Annotated in this window: 16 protein-coding genes and 1 pseudogene; 11 read left to right on the forward strand and 6 right to left on the reverse strand. The window is 68.8% G+C overall.

Features of this window, described 5'->3' with window-relative positions:
• Positions 1-20 precede the first annotated feature (20 nt).
• Positions 21-248 (reverse strand): hypothetical protein, encoded by a 228-nt coding sequence (locus ABIC28_RS17915; RefSeq protein ID WP_097209699.1) that lies wholly within the window; start codon positions 246-248, stop codon positions 21-23.
• 36 nt (positions 249-284) lie between these two features.
• On the reverse strand, positions 285-650 hold the full coding sequence (locus ABIC28_RS17920) for a DUF6292 family protein (RefSeq protein ID WP_143548360.1): 366 nt from the start codon (positions 648-650) through the stop codon (positions 285-287).
• 238 nt (positions 651-888) lie between these two features.
• Here ABIC28_RS17920 and ABIC28_RS17925 point away from each other — a divergent pair, with 238 nt between their 5' ends.
• The 6 genes and pseudogenes from ABIC28_RS17925 to surE all read left to right on the forward strand — a co-directional run bounded on the left by ABIC28_RS17925 (position 889) and on the right by surE (position 4,303).
• Positions 889-1,125, forward strand: a complete 237-nt coding sequence (locus ABIC28_RS17925) for a hypothetical protein (RefSeq protein WP_143548361.1) — start codon at positions 889-891, stop codon at positions 1,123-1,125.
• Positions 1,126-1,170: 45 nt separating this feature from the next.
• A complete protein-coding gene (ku, locus tag ABIC28_RS17930; protein ID WP_097209702.1) occupies positions 1,171-2,085 on the forward strand; it encodes a non-homologous end joining protein Ku in 915 nt (304 codons plus the stop codon).
• Positions 2,086-2,116: 31 nt separating this feature from the next.
• Positions 2,117-2,503, forward strand: coding sequence for a hypothetical protein (locus ABIC28_RS17935; protein ID WP_097209703.1), 387 nt, complete (start codon positions 2,117-2,119; stop codon positions 2,501-2,503).
• Between the two features lie 51 nt (positions 2,504-2,554).
• Complete coding sequence (locus ABIC28_RS17940) at positions 2,555-3,520, forward strand: PfkB family carbohydrate kinase (protein WP_354580138.1); 966 nt, start codon at positions 2,555-2,557, stop codon at positions 3,518-3,520.
• Positions 3,517-3,582: pseudogene (locus ABIC28_RS17945) on the forward strand (hypothetical protein); the annotation flags it as partial. The gene ABIC28_RS17940 and the pseudogene ABIC28_RS17945, both read left to right, overlap by 4 nt.
• A gap of 133 nt (positions 3,583-3,715) precedes the next feature.
• Complete coding sequence (gene surE / locus ABIC28_RS17950; protein WP_257016938.1) at positions 3,716-4,303, forward strand: 5'/3'-nucleotidase SurE; 588 nt, start codon at positions 3,716-3,718, stop codon at positions 4,301-4,303.
• Positions 4,304-4,411: 108 nt separating this feature from the next.
• On the opposite strand, the gene ABIC28_RS17955 is transcribed toward surE, so the two are convergent.
• A complete protein-coding gene (locus ABIC28_RS17955) occupies positions 4,412-4,753 on the reverse strand; it encodes a transglycosylase family protein (protein ID WP_097209705.1) in 342 nt (113 codons plus the stop codon).
• Positions 4,754-5,193: 440 nt separating this feature from the next.
• On the opposite strand from ABIC28_RS17955, the gene ABIC28_RS17960 reads away from it, so the two are divergent.
• The gene (locus ABIC28_RS17960; RefSeq protein ID WP_097209706.1) at positions 5,194-5,580 is read left to right on the forward strand and encodes a DUF309 domain-containing protein; all 387 of its coding nucleotides are present in this window, start codon (positions 5,194-5,196) and stop codon (positions 5,578-5,580) included.
• Between the two features lie 23 nt (positions 5,581-5,603).
• Here ABIC28_RS17960 and ABIC28_RS17965 read toward each other — a convergent pair whose 3' ends face one another.
• Together ABIC28_RS17965 and ABIC28_RS17970 are read right to left on the reverse strand one after the other, a co-directional pair.
• Entirely contained in the window at positions 5,604-6,890 is a 1,287-nt protein-coding gene (locus tag ABIC28_RS17965; RefSeq protein ID WP_097209707.1) for an MFS transporter, read from the reverse strand.
• 79 nt (positions 6,891-6,969) lie between these two features.
• A complete protein-coding gene (locus ABIC28_RS17970) occupies positions 6,970-8,286 on the reverse strand; it encodes an NAD(P)/FAD-dependent oxidoreductase (protein WP_097209951.1) in 1,317 nt (438 codons plus the stop codon).
• A 137-nt stretch (positions 8,287-8,423) separates the two neighbouring features.
• On the opposite strand from ABIC28_RS17970, the gene ABIC28_RS17975 reads away from it, so the two are divergent.
• Entirely contained in the window at positions 8,424-9,326 is a 903-nt protein-coding gene (locus ABIC28_RS17975; RefSeq protein ID WP_097209708.1) for a LysR family transcriptional regulator, read from the forward strand.
• On the opposite strand, the gene ABIC28_RS17980 is transcribed toward ABIC28_RS17975, so the two are convergent.
• A complete protein-coding gene (locus ABIC28_RS17980) occupies positions 9,323-11,371 on the reverse strand; it encodes a phage holin family protein (protein WP_097209952.1) in 2,049 nt (682 codons plus the stop codon). The genes ABIC28_RS17975 and ABIC28_RS17980 overlap by 4 nt on opposite strands.
• Before the next feature lie 105 nt (positions 11,372-11,476).
• Here ABIC28_RS17980 and ABIC28_RS17985 point away from each other — a divergent pair, with 105 nt between their 5' ends.
• The 3 genes from ABIC28_RS17985 (at position 11,477) to ABIC28_RS17995 (ending at position 14,373) form a co-directional block, all read left to right on the forward strand.
• Complete coding sequence (locus ABIC28_RS17985) at positions 11,477-12,967, forward strand: flavin-containing monooxygenase (RefSeq protein WP_097209709.1); 1,491 nt, start codon at positions 11,477-11,479, stop codon at positions 12,965-12,967.
• 45 nt (positions 12,968-13,012) lie between these two features.
• Positions 13,013-13,768 (forward strand): MBL fold metallo-hydrolase, encoded by a 756-nt coding sequence (locus tag ABIC28_RS17990; protein WP_097209710.1) that lies wholly within the window; start codon positions 13,013-13,015, stop codon positions 13,766-13,768.
• A gap of 230 nt (positions 13,769-13,998) precedes the next feature.
• Positions 13,999-14,373: a chorismate mutase family protein gene (locus ABIC28_RS17995; protein ID WP_097209711.1), complete on the forward strand. Its 375-nt coding sequence runs from the start codon at positions 13,999-14,001 to the stop codon at positions 14,371-14,373.
• Position 14,374: the final 1 nt, after the last annotated feature.

Here is a 14,374-nt window from a genome sequence, read left to right on the forward strand (position 1 = left end):
GTCCACGCACGCAGGGCGGATCAGGTTGCGGACCAGGCTTCCGCGATGGAGGGATACTCCGCGGCGATCTCGTCGACGCGCTCGTCGGTGGCGGTATCGAGCTCCGCCCTGCGGCGCTGCGCGATCACCAGGGGGCCTTCCGTCGTCCCATCGGGTGCCCCGGCGCCGGGACCTGCCGGGGCGTCCGACTCGTACTCGTGAATGATCTCGTCGAGCCGGTTCGCGACGAACTCCGGTTTGCTACTCATGGTCACTCCCCTCGCCCGTGGGCGGTTCGTCGACGGTCATCTCGGACTCGGGTGCAGGTAGTCCTCGCACAACGCCATCACGGCACTCGGCTGAGGTACCGGGCTTCCGGTCGTACTCCCGAGGATGATCATGTCCTCGGTCGAGGAGGTTTCGACGGCGAGCTGCCATCCGCCGGACGGCACCCAGAGCAACGCGACCTCCCGCCCAGGGAACGCGTCCCGCCGGCCCGGCACCGCGATGTAGGCCTCCGAGGCCGGCCCCGCTGTGCAGAACGTGCAGTGCACGTGCTCGGGATCTGCCCCGACCGCGGCGGAAACCGCCTCGACGTAGCGCCGGAACCCGGGTTCGTTGCTGACGTCGAAATCCGCACTGTCGTGCGCTCGCCGCCTCCGCCTGCTCATGCCACGGGTGTTCCCATCCCAGGGGATCCCGAAACCGGTCGGGATGCACATCGTCGCGTTCCCGTGCGCGGGTTTCGGTGGGGTCCTTACGGGCAATCCTGGGATAGAGGGCGGAGATGACTGCCGCCCCGGCGAGAAGGGCTACCTCATGAGATCCGAGCCAGGCAGGCGAAGTGTCGTGCTCATCGGAGACCCGTCGGAACTGTCTGAGTTCTCGGAATGGGCGAGCGCTCACGGCGTGAGCGTGACCCAAGACGTCGGCTCCGATTCGCTGTGCGCGATCGCGACCGAGGACGTGCTCGATGGGAATTGCACCCCGGACGACGCCCTCGTGCTCAGCGCGGCGGCCAAGCTGGGGGTGTGCTGCTTGAACACGGCCGAAGGACGCAGGCTGCTCGAGAACACCGAGAGCACCCATGCAGTGAGCGCCAAGCCGTCGATGCACGGCATGCGCATCATCGATTGCACGCTCTGACATTGCCGGCAGGCGTGGCCAATACGAGGTGGAGAGGGTGACGGTGTGCGCTCGATCTGGAAGGGCACGGTGACGTTCGGACTCGTCGCGATCCCGGTCAGCCTCTACGCGGCGACCGAGGACAAGGACGTCCCCCTGCACCAGGTGCACGCCGCCGACGGGGGCAGGATCCGATACCAACGGGTCTGCACCCTCGACGACGCCGAGGTGCCCTATGAGGAGATCGCGAAAGGCTTCGAGACCGACGACGGCGTCGTGATCCTCACCGATGAGGATTTCGACGTCCTCCCGCTGTCCAGCGCCAAAACCGTCGAGGTGGTGGAGTTCGTGCCGCTCGAATCGATCGATCCGATCTATTTCGACAAGAGCTACTACCTCGCGCCGCAGCAATCTGCACTCAAGCCGTACGTGATGCTGCGCGATGCGCTGCACAAGTCGGGTCAGGTCGCGGTGTCGAAGATCGCGATCCGGCAGCGCGAATCCCTTGCGGTGCTCCGTGTCTACGGCGACGTCATCATGGTGAACACCATGCGGTGGCCCGACGAGGTCCGGACGCCCGACTTCGCCTTCGTGAAAGAGGATGCGCCCCAGGTGAAGCCGAAGGAGAAGGCGATGGCGGGTTCGCTCATCGAGGCGATGTCCGAGCCGGTGTTCGAACCGGAGCGATTCGACGACGACTACCGCGCGGCACTGCAGAAGCTGATCGAGGCGAAGGTCGCGGGCGACGAGGTCACCGAGCCCCAGGCGCCGGCCGCCGAGGCCGACGAGGAGATCTCCTCGTTGTTGGATGCCTTGTCCGCGAGCGTGGAGGCCTCGGGAGGACGCAACGCCACGTCGCCCAAGTCACGCAAGACGAGCAAGTCGGGTGGCAGCAGGGCCAGAGCGGGAACCAGGAAGTCGGGGAGCAAGGACGGGCGACGTCGCAGTACGCGCTCGAAGAAGAAGTCGGCCTCATCGTGAGGCCGGACTCCGTACGAGGAGGCACATCGACATGGACAGGGACGTTGTCATCTGGATCGTCGTGATTGTGGTGATCGTGGTGCTCGCGGCCGCGGCGGTCTGGATGACGAGGAACGCACGGGCACGGCATCAGCGCGCCGAGGCAGCCGACCTTCGTGAACGGGCCACCGCGCAATCTCACGAGGTCGGTCAGGAGGAGGCGCTGGCGGACAAGACAGCCGCGCGTGCACGAATCGCCGAGGCAGAGGCCGACGTGAAGAAGGCCGAAGCCGAGCGGTTGCAGGAGCGCGCTCGAGCCCGAGCGACCGATGCCGCCAAGTCACGCGAGGAACTGGACGGGCAGTTCGAACGGGCCGACGCCATCGACCCCGACGCGACCCAGCGGATCGCGCCGCCAGACCGGGAGCAGCGAACCTGACAGCGCGGGACCGCCCTGCGTCTGGGCGGTTCGGCATCTGAGGAGTCGCCCATGGCCGCCGGCGACAGCGGCGCCACGGAGGAACGTTCTGCCTTCGTGTTCGCTCCCGACCCCGTGTTGACCATCACGATCGAGCCGCGACCCGATGGTGGTCCGGAGCTGCACGTCCACGCGGGCGGCCAGGGCTGCTGGATCGGCCGGATGGCGATGACGCTGGGACTCGCGGTGCGGCTGTGCGGCCCTTTCGGCGGCGAGACGGGTGGAATCCTGACCGACCTGATCGCCGGGGAAGGCATCGACGTGCGCGGCGTGCCGGTCGCAGGCCCGAACGGGTCCTACATCCACGATCGCCGCGGTGGGACGAGGGAGGTCATCGTCGAGATCGATCCGATCGGTCTGTCTAGGCATGAGGCGGACGATATGTACGGCACGGCACTCGGTGAGGGCATGTCGTCGAGCGTTGCGGTGCTCGCGGGGAGCCGGTCCGAGAACGTGGTTCCGGTCGAGGTCTACACGCGCCTGGTCGGTGACCTGAGGGAGCTCGGTGTTCCGGTGATCGCCGATCTGTCGGGAGCGACGCTGTCGGCCGCGCTGCGCGGCGGGTTGACGGTCCTCAAGGTCAGTCACACAGAACTCGTCGAGGACGGATTCGCGGCCTCGGCGGACGTCGGTTCGCTGGGCACGGCGATGGAACGGCTGCACGCGGAGGGCGCCGAGACCGTCGTCGTCTCCCGCGCGGGCGATCCTGCGCTCGCACTGGTGGGCGGAGAGTTGTGGGAGGTGCCGCCCCCGCCGCTACGACCGGCGGATCACCGGGGCGCGGGAGATTCGATGACTGCCGGTATCGCCGTTGCGGTCGCGTCCGGGGCGTGTATGAGGGACGCGCTCAAGCTCGGCGCGGCCGCAGGCGCTCTGAATGTGACCCGGCGGGGTCTGGGGTCCGGGCAGCGAGAGGTGATCACGAAGCTGGCCGACACGGTCGTCGTCAGGCCCGCCGCGGGATGGTCCCGTCGATGAGGGCGCTGGTCGTGAACGACGACGGCGTGGACAGCGCCGGCATCCAATTGCTGACCCGCGTCGCCGTCGACGCAGGTCTGGAGGTGGTGGTGGCGGCGCCGCACGTCGACCGCGTTCAGTGCGTTGGAGGACGGGGGTCGCCTGGTGCTGTCTCCGCGGCGGTTCGACGGAACGCCCGATGTGGAGGTGACCGCCGTGGAGGCGTCTCCGGCACTGATCGTGTTCGTCGCTTCCGAAGGCGCGTTCGGTCCTGCGCCGGATCTCGTGCTCTCCGGGATCAATCACGGGCCGAACACGGGCAACGCGATCCTGCACTCGGGGACGGTCGGTGCCGCGCTCACCGGCGCCGGTCTGGGCGCAATGGCGGTCGCCCTGTCGGTCGACAGCCCTCGCCCGGAGCATTGGGAGACAGCGGCCGCCGTCGCCAGGCGCGCGATCGAGTGGGCGGCCTCGAGGGGTGTACCGGGCGTCGTGCTCAACGTGAATGCGGCTGACCTCCCGCTATCGGAGGTACGCGGCCTGCGGGCGGCTCCACTTGCCGCCTTCGGCGCGGTCCAGGCGGAGCTGGATCGGCGGGACCAGCACCATTTCACGGTCACCTTCACCCAGATCCGCCGCGGTGAGGCGGAGATCAGTGAGGCGGAGAGGACCGACGCGGGGCTCCTGCGCCGCGGCTGGGTGACCGCGACCGCGGTGCGGGCATCGTTCGAGCCCGCGGAGATCGATATCGAGGCGCTGACCTGTGCGGGCGAGGACCTCGACCCGATGCCGGGGAGCGCGTGAGGTCGACTGGGTCAGTGCCCGCTCGGGACACTGCCTGTCACACCCGCAGGGCGCCGGAGTGCCCGTTGGGGCCGCCGCCCGAGAATCTCGGGCGGCAACCGGGTCGGATCAGAGGTACTGGCCACACACGGGCCATGCGCCCGGGCCCTGGCTCGCGAGCACGTTCTCGCCGACGCGGATCTGCTCCTCGCGGGAGGCGTTCGCGGCGTGGCCCTGGCCACCGTAGGCGGCCCAGGTGCTCGGGGTGAACTGCAGGCCACCGGAGAATCCGTTGCCCGAATCGATGCCCCAGTTGCCGCTGCTCTCGCACTCGGCGACCGCGTCCCAATTGTGACCTGCCGCGTTCGCGGTGCCGCCGGCCAGTCCCATCGGGATGGCGACGAGGGCGCCGGTCGCGGCGATCCAGCCGAGGGTCTTGGTGGCGGTCCGGCGTGCATGGTTGATCGACATGTGATGGGTCCTCTCCTGCATCCGAGGCGGGCGGCGGGGTCTTGCCCCGCGGCGATGTTGGCCTCGTCACTGCCCTGATGTGTTGCGTCGGACCGGATCTCGCTGGGCAGTTCGCGAAGGTGGGCGAGCCGGTGGCGGTTCTCGTTTGTGAACCGGAAGCGACGGTAGCCGCAGTTCGGGGGCCCTCGCACCCCTCGGTTGGCGGTCCCGACGCACGGACACCCGTCCAGATCCGAGGGCTGTCTCCGCCTCCCCCGCAGGTCACGACCGAGATCTAAACATCTCGAAACGTATCCATTTCGTTACCTGAATGTGACGAAGGTCACTCGTATGGTCCCGCATGTCGGGTTGCGTTGGACCCGTTCGTGACACTCTCAGTTCGGTCGTGATGTCCCCCGTGGACCCTGGTCGCCGCGTGTCGGAGGGGTTAGATTCGGTACATGGCCGATGTTTCCTGGGGGCCACAGCTCGACCTCGGCGCCGCGATCACCGAATCGCAGCGACTGATGGATCACGGCGATCCCGCGCGGGCGCGGGACCTGCTGGAGGCCGAATCGGTGCTCGCGCCCCCTGAGGAGTTGGAACTCTGGCAGGGCCTGTGGCAGCTGGCGGATGGCATGGAGCGGGCGCTGCGGGGTGAATCCCTTGTGGCGGCGGCCCGGCTGCGGAGGGGACGGGATCTGGTCGGGTCGTACGAGGACCGGCCGCCGCACGCCCTCGACATCACGGGGCTCCTGGCCTGGTCCACCCATGTGATCGACGAGCTCGCGGTCACGACCCGCGACCCCGACTGGGTCCCGCCGGTGCCCCGGTTGCGGATGCCATGAGAGGCGCTGCGGTCAGTCCGAGGTCATGACGTGGTGCCGGCCCGAGCGGGTTCGGGTGCCGCCTGCGCCTGCCTGCGGTTCAGTGCGAGCACGGGGATCAGCGCCAGCGCGATCAGCCCGCCGCCGAGCGAGAGGACCGCGAAGCTGCTCGAGGCGACCACCATCCCGCTGACGATGCCGCCACCCGCACTGGCGAGCGCGATACACAGGTCGACTGAACCCTGGGTGCGGGCCCGCGTCGCCAGCGGGGTCGAGTCGGTGAGGATGGCGGTGCCGCTGATCAGCCCGAAGTTCCAGCCGAGCCCCAGCAGACCCAGCGCGACGGAGAGCAGCACCACGGAATCGGCGGGTGCGAGGGCCGCGAGGATGCCCGCCGCGAGCAGGGTGACACCGGCCGCGACCACGACCGGGATCCGTCCGTACCGGTCGGCGAGCATGCCGGTCAGCGGCGACGGCAGGAACATGGCCGCGACATGGATCGCGATGACCATCCCGGTCTGTCCGAGGCCGTGTCCGTGATCCATCATGTGGATCGGGGTCATGGTCATGATCGCGACCATCACGATCTGCGTCACCACCATCACGGTGGCGCCGACGAGGATGCCCCGGCGCTGCGTGTCCCGGTCGGGCTCCGGCGGTACTTCCCCGCCCGCGACGACCGGCTCGGACTGCAGCTGTCGCGCGACGCGCAGCGGATCGGGCCGCAGGAACGCCAAGAGGAACATGCCCGCGGCGGCGAATGCGGCCGAGGACAGGATGAACGGGCCCGCCAGCACGGGAATGCCCCACCCGTCCGCGAGGTCACCCATCACCTCAACCAGGTTCGGCCCCGCCACCGCGCCGAAGGTGGTCGCGACCATGATCGTGCTGACCGCCCGGCCCCGATGCGAGGCCTCGGCCAGGTCGGTTCCCGCGTACCGGGCCTGGAGGTTGGTGGCGGTACCGGATCCGTAGACGAACATCGACACGAACAGCAGCGGGAGGCTGTCCATGACCGCGGCGAGCACCACCCCGGCGCCGCCCGCCGCGCCCGCGAGGTAGCCGATGCTGAGCCCGGTCCGGCGGCCGAGGCGGTGCGAGACCCGCCCGACGAGCAGCGCCGCGGCCGCGGACCCGAGGGTGAACAGGGCCGAGGACAGCCCGGCGTATCGGCTCGACCCGAGCATCTCCTTGGTGAGCAGCGCGCCGACGGTGACGCCCGCGGCCAGTCCGGCGCCGCCGAGGATCTGCGAGGTCACCACCACGATCAGCGTGCGGCGTTGGGTGCTCGCCCGGAGATCGTCGACGAGGACGGGAGAGGTGGTGTCCATCAGTGTCTTTCGGGGGTCGGGACGCGCGGGCGCACTCAGCTTATTGCGCCGCGCGTCCGACCCCGACGGTCACGCCCGGTTAGGCGGCGACCGGCACCTCGTCGTCGGCGTCGGCGTCGACCGTTCCCACCGGAGACGGCTCCTGCGCGTAGTGGAAGTGCGGGCGCCGGTGGCCGAGGAACGAGCCGAACCACGACATCACCGCGATGTACCGGTTGCGGAACCCGACCAGGTAGACCATGTGCACGGCCAGCCACAGCACCCAGGCGATGAAGCCGGTGAGCTCGATGCTCTTCACCTTCGTCACCGCACGGAAGCGGTTGATGATCGCCATCGAGCCCTTGTCGCGGAACTTGAAGGCGGTGCCGCGCGGGGTCTTGCCGAGAACGGTCTTGGCGACGTGGCGTCCACCCTGCATGGCCACCGGGGACTGGCCCGGCAGGTTGTTCAGCGAGGTCATGTCGCCGACGGCGAAGATGTCCGCGCGGCCGCCGACCGTCAGGTCCGGGTTGACCAGCAGCCGGCCCGCCCGGTCCGTGTCGCAGCCGGTGCGCTCGGCGAGCACGCCCGCGAAGTCGTTGGCCTGTACGCCCGCCGACCAGACGATCGTCTCGGCGGTGCGCCGCACCCCGGCCTCGCTGCCGTGCGCCTTGAAGGTGGCGCCGTGCTCGTCGATGTCGGTGACCAGCGTGTTCAGCACTACCTCGACACCCGACTTCTCCAGCGAGGCCTTCGTGTACTCGCTGAGCTTGCCGCCGTACGCGGGCATCGCGACACCGGCGCCTTCGACCAGGGTGACGGTGACGTCGTCGGCGGTGATGCCGCGGATCGACTGCTCGAAGTACCGGCCGGCGAGCTCCTTGATCTGACCGGCGAGCTCGACGCCGGTCGCGCCCGCGCCGATCACGATGAAGCTGAGCAGGTTCTTGGCGCGCTCCGGGTCGGTGGTGGTGTGCGCCTCCTCGAAGCAGCGCACGATCTGGTCGCGCAGCCGCTTCGCGTCGTTGACGGTCTTGAGCGCGTAGGTCACCTTGGCGAACTCGTCGCGGCCGAAGTACGACTGGCGCGCACCGGTGGCCGCGATGAGGAAGTTGTAGCCGAGGGTGTGCCGTTCACCCGCGGCCTCGTAGACGAGTTCCTTCGCGTCGGCGTGCACATCCACGACCCGGCCGAGCCGGACGTCGGCGTTCGGGTACTTCGCGAGGATCGCGCGGATGGAGGGAGCGATCTCGCCTGCCGAGAGCACGCCGGTCGCCACCTGGTAGAGCAGCGGCTGGAACAGGTGCTCGGTGGTCTCGGAAATGAGGACGAACGGCGTGCCGGCCTTCGCCAGCTTCTTCGCCGCCGCGAGCGCGCCGAACCCCGAGCCCACGATGACGACCTCGGTCCGGTCCATCCCTGCGTCGACCACGACAACCTCCAGCTCGATCTGATGTATGAGTTACACCGTAGGGATGCATTCCGGTGTTTCGCCAGCTAGCTCCGGGTATCGAGAATTCTCTTATCTGGATTGCTAATGAATAGAATGTGAGCATGGACTTTCGGCAGCTGCGCTACTTCCTGGCCGTCAGCGAGGAGCTGAGCTTCAGTCGGGCCGCGAAACGGTGCTTCATCTCGCAATCCGCCGTCAGCCACCAGGTCACCCGGCTCGAGCAGGAGCTCGGCGCCCCATTGTTCGAGCGGTCGACGCGGGTGGTGCGGCTGACCCCGGCCGGGTCCCGCCTGATCCCCATCGCCCAGCAGGTGCTGAGTCTGGAGACCAAGGCGTACTCCGTCGTGCGCGAGCCCAGGAACCGGATCCGGATCACCGCGAACATGAGCTTCGCGGCGCAGAGCCTCGACGCGATCGCCCGCGTGCGCGAGTCGCATCCGGACGTGGACATCGAGTTCGTCATCAAGAGCTTCACCGAGCGTATCGACGCGGTCGCCTCGGGCGACGCCGACATCGCGTTGATCCGCGGGCGGGCGGATCGGCCGGGCTTGGAGACGGTGCGGCTCGGCGTCGACGACCTGGTGATCGTGACCTCGCGCCGACACCCGCTGTCCGCGTTCTCGACGGTCGAGTTGGGCGAGCTGGCCCCGTATCAGCTGCTGCTCCCGCCGCGCAGCAGCCAGGTGCTGCTGCACACCGTGGTCGAGGACGCCTTCCGTGAGATCGGGCGCCGCGTCTCGCTGGGGCCGTCGATCGCCAGTGACCACGCCGCGACGCTCGAGGTCATCACCAACCCGCGGGCGTGGACCGTGCTGTACGCGAGCACGGCGGCCGAGACGCCCCGAACCGGGCTCTGCTTCATGCGCGAGGCCAACAGCAGGCTCCGGATCCCGGTGTGCGGGGTGGTGCGTACCGGCGGCGCGGACTCGCCCGCCCTTGCCAGCGTCATGCACGCGCTCCGCCAATCGATGGACGGCGGCCCGACGGGTCAGACCGAGGACTAGCCGAAGCCGGCGCGCGCCTCGGCCGCCGCGAGGTCGCGCCAGCCGCTCAACACCCGGTGTACCTGCTCCGCGCCGTGCAGCTCGTCGGGCGGCTCGGGCAGGTGCGCGGGATAGAGCAGGAACGGCCGGGTCTGCGGACCACCGAGCCCGCCGTGCGAGCCGACCTGTTCCTCGAACGCCGCGATCTCGCCGGTGTCCGGCCAGTACCGGCCGTTGATCATGATGTCGGCGACGTTGTCGAAGCCGTCGGTCCTGCGGATCCGCTCGAGGGTGCCGGGGCCGAAGTCCGCCAACGGATCCTGGCCCGCGACGAATCCGGTGTCGACTTCCACGCTGCCGTGCGCTCCCAGCACGATCGATCCCTTGCCCTCGCGGGCCACGAGGACGAACCCCACCCCGGGATGAGTGGTGAGGGCGGGCAGCAAGGATGGATGGTGCTCGGTGATCCAGCGCATCGTCGCGCGACCGGCGGCGAGCGGGAAGCTCACCAGTCCGACGTTCCCCGACGCGAGCACCACCGGTCGCTCGGGCGGCGCGGTGACCCGGTCCGGCGGCGGCGTGGCCCGCAGGCTCGCGGCGGCGTACCCGAGGCCCTCGGCGCCTCGGCCCTGCGCGCCGAGGTCCGGGACATCCTTGTCGTGGTGCAGCCACCGACCGTGCTGGGGTTGCGGCCGACCCGCCTCGCACTCGCGTAGGACCAGGGCCTCGAGGGTCTCGCCGAAGCGGCCGGTGAACGTCTCGCCCTGACTCTGGCCGTGATCGGAGAGGACGACGATGTTGTACGGGCGGTCGGCCTGTGCCGCGACGGCGGCGATCATGCCGATCTCCGCGTCGAGCTTGCGCAGCACCGCGAGGGTCTCCGGCCGCTCCACCCCGGAATGGTGTGAGACCTCGTCGTAGCCGACGAGGTCGACGTAGATCACGTTGCGGCCCTTGATGATGTCGCCGATGACCGCGGCCACCACGACGTCGGTCTCGACGACGGTCGTGAAGGCCCGCACCAGCGGGTAGATCCCGCCGCGGCGGACCCGCGGCCGGATGTCCCGTCTGCGCTGGTGCCAGGCCTGGCGGATCTCGCGCAGCACCTCGGCGACCAGTCGGATGAAGGTACGGACCGCACTCGCCGGATCGATGAAGTAGTCCGCATATCCGGTGCCGCCGCCGCCCATCCGGGCGCCCTTCATTCTGCTGACCACCAGGACGTTGTCCTCGGCGCCGCCGGAGAACAGGTTTCCGCGGCTCGCTCCCCCGTCGGCGAGCAGTCCGGGTATCGACGCGCGTTCACGCTCGCGTTCGGCGTTGTCGCTCGGATTGCTGAACACCGCAATCCTCTTGGTGGCCTTGTCGTACCACCGGAAGGCCGGCACGTTGTGGTTGCTGCCGTGCAGGATCCCGAGCTGGCTGGCACCGGTCTGGCTGCTCCAGTCGGTGTGCCATGGCATCAGACGGTGGGACTCGTCGCGGACCATCGCGGCGAGGGTGGGGACCACCCCCGATCGCATCGCGCGCTGCAACACCTTGTGACCAAGCCCGTCGATCTGGATGCACAGCAGTCCCGGACGATCCGAACCACTGTCGGGTGACCTCTTGCGGCGCAATCGAAACCGCTGTCGACGCACCAGCATCATGCGGTAGGTGTCGTCGCGCCGCGAAGCGATGGCACCGGACACCGCCGAGCTCACCAGCGACAACAGCACCGCGAGGATGATGATGTCGGTGACGCTCTCCGCCGTGGCGAGCGGCAGGATGCGCACGGAGAGCAGCATGATCAGACCGCTGCCGACGAAGACGAACAGGAAGAGCAGCGCCGGTCCGACCCACAGCATGGCTCTCAGCAGGATCGGCCAGAGCACCGTGCTGAGCAGACCGAACAGCAGGGCCAGTGCCAGCGCGCTCGGAGCCGATCCGAGGGGGCCCGGCGCGCCGGTGCTGGCCAGCTCGACGCCGGGCAGCACCGCGTCGATCACCATCAGTGCCGCGGCCGATATCAGCCACAGCACGAGGAACTCGGTGACGGTTCGGGCCGCCGATCCCAGAGTGCGCATGCACACCTCCATTCACCTGGATCGTAGGTGTCCAACGGGCCGGAATGCAGTGTGGCGCGGTGCTAGGTTCGAGGTGGAACACTCCCCACGACGGCGGTGGCAGCCATGGCGATCGACCATTTCGACGTCCTGATAGTCGGTGCCGGCCTGTCCGGGATCGGGGCCGGGTATCACCTGCAGGCGAGATGCCCGGACAAGACGTACGCGATCCTCGAGGCGCGCGGCGCGATCGGCGGGACCTGGGACCTGTTCCGATATCCCGGTGTTCGATCGGACTCCGACATGTACACCCTCGGGTACTCGTTCCGGCCGTGGACGGACGCGAAGTCCATCGCCGACGGCCCGTCGATCCTGAGCTATGTCCGCGACACCGCGCGGGAACAGGGAATCGACCGGAAGATCCGGTTCGACCATCGGGTGATCCGCGCGGAGTGGTCCAGCGCGGACGCCAGGTGGACGGTCGAGGCGCAGCGCGGCCCCACCGCCGAGGTCGTGCGCCTCACGTGCAACTTCTTGTTCATGTGCAGCGGTTACTACGACTACCGGGAGGGCTACACCCCCGAGTTCGCGGGGGTCGACCGATTCGCGGGCCGGGTCGTGCACCCACAGCACTGGCCCGACGACATCGATTGGGCGGGCAAACGCGTGGTCGTGATCGGCAGTGGCGCGACCGCGGTGACGCTGGTCCCGGCGATCGCGGAGTCCGCCGCCCACGTCACGATGTTGCAGCGTTCGCCCAGCTATGTCCTGTCCGTGCCGGACGAGGACGTGATGGCGAATCGGTTGCGCGCGGTCCTGCCGTCGAAGCTCGCCTACGGCATCGTCCGCTGGAAGAACGTGCTGCGCTTCATGCTCTTCTTCACGATGAGCCGCCGGGCGCCCGGAGTTGTCAAGCGACTGCTCCGCAGGCAGGTGCAGGCGCAACTGCCCGCCGGGTTCGACGTCGATGCCCACTTCACGCCTCGCTACGACCCGTGGGATCAGCGCATGTGCTTCGTGCCGCACGGCGATCTGTTCAGGGCGATCCGGCACGGCCGGGCGGACATCGTCACCGATCGGATCGAGACGTTCACCGAACGGGGAATCAGCCTCGCGTCGGGGACGGAGCTCGCGGCCGACATCATCGTGACGGCCACCGGGCTGAAGCTGATCGTCGGTGGCGGGGTCGAGCTGAGCGTGGACGGCGCCCCCGTCGATGCCGCAAAGGCACTGAGCTACAAGGGGATGATGCTGAGCGACGTCCCCAATTTTGCCAGCTGCATCGGCTACACCAATGCGTCGTGGACGCTCAAGTGCGACCTGACATGCGAGTACGTGTGCAGGCTGCTCAATCACATGGCCGCCGACGGTTACCGGCAGTGCACGCCCCGCAACGTCGATCCGTCCATCACCACGATGCCGATCATCGACTTCTCGTCCGGGTACGTGCAGCGCTCGATCCACGAGTTCCCGAAACAGGGATCGAAGAAGCCGTGGCGGCTCTACCAGAACTACGCCCTCGACATCGCGATGCTGAAGTTCGGATCCGTCGAGGACGCGATGGAATTCGTCCGGGCCGATGCTGCGGGTGCCCGTCGTGCGGACGTCGTGGGCTGATCACTCGCCGGGCGGCGGATCGGCTGGTCTGGGATCGTGGGTGCCATGTCTGATCGAACACCGCGGGCCCGATGGCACGGGCACGCCACCGTCTCGATCACGGACCGCGGGACCACCATCCTCACCGACCCGATCCTGACCGACCGGGTCGCGCACCTGCGGCGGCGCCGCGGGCCCAACCCGCTCGACACTCCCCTGCTCCCGGACGCGGTCGTGCTGTCCCACCTGCACGCGGACCACACGCATCTGCCCTCGCTGAGGCTGATCGGCGGCGACGTCCCGATCCTCGTTCCCACCGGCGCGGTCGGCCAGGTGTCGGGGCTCCGGGCGTTCGGCGATCGGTTGATCGAGGTGAGTCCCGGCGACGAGGTGCGGATCGGCGGGGTGCTGGTCCGCGCCGTCCCTGCCGAACACGACGGTCGTCGCTGGCCTCGCGGGCCGCACCGGGTGCGGGCGCTCGGCTACGTGATCGAGGGCGAGGGGCGTACGTATTTCGCCGGGGACACCGCGCTGTACGGATCGATGTCGGACTGGATCCCCGAGTGCGATGTGGCGCTCGTCCCGGTCGGCGGGTGGGGGCCGAGTCTCGGGCCGGGGCACCTCGACCCGGCCGCGGCCGTCCGCGCGGCGGTCGCGGTCGGTGCCCGCACCGCGATCCCGGTGCACTTCGGCACGCTCTGGCCGATGGGGTTCGATTCCGTGCGCCCCGATCGCTTCTACGGGCCCGGCGCCGAGTTCGTCCGCCGGATGGAGGAGGCGGGTCTCACCGCCACCGAACTGCGTCCTGGCGAGTCGAGCTGAGGCGACCGGCAAGAGCAACCCAAGAGAGACCGCATCGGCCGCAGGACAGACCAGGAACTGGGTAACGTCGGGGGTCGAGGATTCGATGAAAAGGGTGGCTTGGGCGTATTCCCCCGTGAGAAGATTGGAAGATTCTCTACCCGGAGTTCTGCTCGAGGCTGACGAACCTCGGCTGGTGTGCATCGATCGAAGTCGGTGCAGGTCAGCCCAGATTGCTAAGGCGGCGGCGGATGGACACGTCGAATGGTTCCCACGGGGCCGGAAACGGATTCTCGGCGGCGCAGCGCGAGCTCGAGGTGTTGCGAACCGAGCTCGACGACGTGGACCAGCACCTGCTCGAGGACGTCCGCGCACGTATCGACGTGTGTACCCGGATCGCCCGACTCAAGAGGCGGAACTCCATACCGATGATGCAGCCGCAGCGCATCGGGGTGGTCCAGGACCGCGCGCAGACCTATGCGGTCGAGCACGAGCTGTCCCCGGACTTCTTTCGTTCGCTCTACGAGCTGCTGATCCGTGAGACCTGCCGGGTCGAGGACCTGATCATCGACGCCGACGGATCCGAGCCCGAGGGGGCGCGCGGGCCGTCTGGACGTGGGGGCTGAC

This window comes from Rhodococcus sp. PvR044 (genome assembly GCF_040548995.1).
GTDB lineage: Bacteria > Actinomycetota > Actinomycetes > Mycobacteriales > Mycobacteriaceae > Rhodococcus_G > Rhodococcus_G oryzae.

What these genes read in the sequence shown, in the direction of transcription:
- ABIC28_RS17990 (WP_097209710.1), top strand. Translation starts at nt 13,013, where the DNA reads ATGTCTGATCGAACACCGCGGGCCCGATGGCACGGGCACGCCACCGTC.
- ABIC28_RS17935 (WP_097209703.1), top strand. Translation starts at nt 2,117, where the DNA reads ATGGACAGGGACGTTGTCATCTGGATCGTCGTGATTGTGGTGATCGTG.
- ABIC28_RS17965 (WP_097209707.1), bottom strand. Translation starts at nt 6,890, where the DNA reads ATGGACACCACCTCTCCCGTCCTCGTCGACGATCTCCGGGCGAGCACC.
- ABIC28_RS17995 (WP_097209711.1), top strand. Translation starts at nt 13,999, where the DNA reads ATGGACACGTCGAATGGTTCCCACGGGGCCGGAAACGGATTCTCGGCG.
- ABIC28_RS17960 (WP_097209706.1), top strand. Translation starts at nt 5,194, where the DNA reads ATGGCCGATGTTTCCTGGGGGCCACAGCTCGACCTCGGCGCCGCGATC.
- ABIC28_RS17975 (WP_097209708.1), top strand. Translation starts at nt 8,424, where the DNA reads ATGGACTTTCGGCAGCTGCGCTACTTCCTGGCCGTCAGCGAGGAGCTG.
- ABIC28_RS17920 (WP_143548360.1), bottom strand. Translation starts at nt 650, where the DNA reads ATGAGCAGGCGGAGGCGGCGAGCGCACGACAGTGCGGATTTCGACGTC.
- ABIC28_RS17985 (WP_097209709.1), top strand. Translation starts at nt 11,477, where the DNA reads ATGGCGATCGACCATTTCGACGTCCTGATAGTCGGTGCCGGCCTGTCC.
- ABIC28_RS17955 (WP_097209705.1), bottom strand. Translation starts at nt 4,753, where the DNA reads ATGTCGATCAACCATGCACGCCGGACCGCCACCAAGACCCTCGGCTGG.
- ABIC28_RS17970 (WP_097209951.1), bottom strand. Translation starts at nt 8,286, where the DNA reads ATGGACCGGACCGAGGTCGTCATCGTGGGCTCGGGGTTCGGCGCGCTC.
- ABIC28_RS17915 (WP_097209699.1), bottom strand. Translation starts at nt 248, where the DNA reads ATGAGTAGCAAACCGGAGTTCGTCGCGAACCGGCTCGACGAGATCATT.
- ABIC28_RS17940 (WP_354580138.1), top strand. Translation starts at nt 2,555, where the DNA reads ATGGCCGCCGGCGACAGCGGCGCCACGGAGGAACGTTCTGCCTTCGTG.
- ABIC28_RS17980 (WP_097209952.1), bottom strand. Translation starts at nt 11,371, where the DNA reads ATGCGCACTCTGGGATCGGCGGCCCGAACCGTCACCGAGTTCCTCGTG.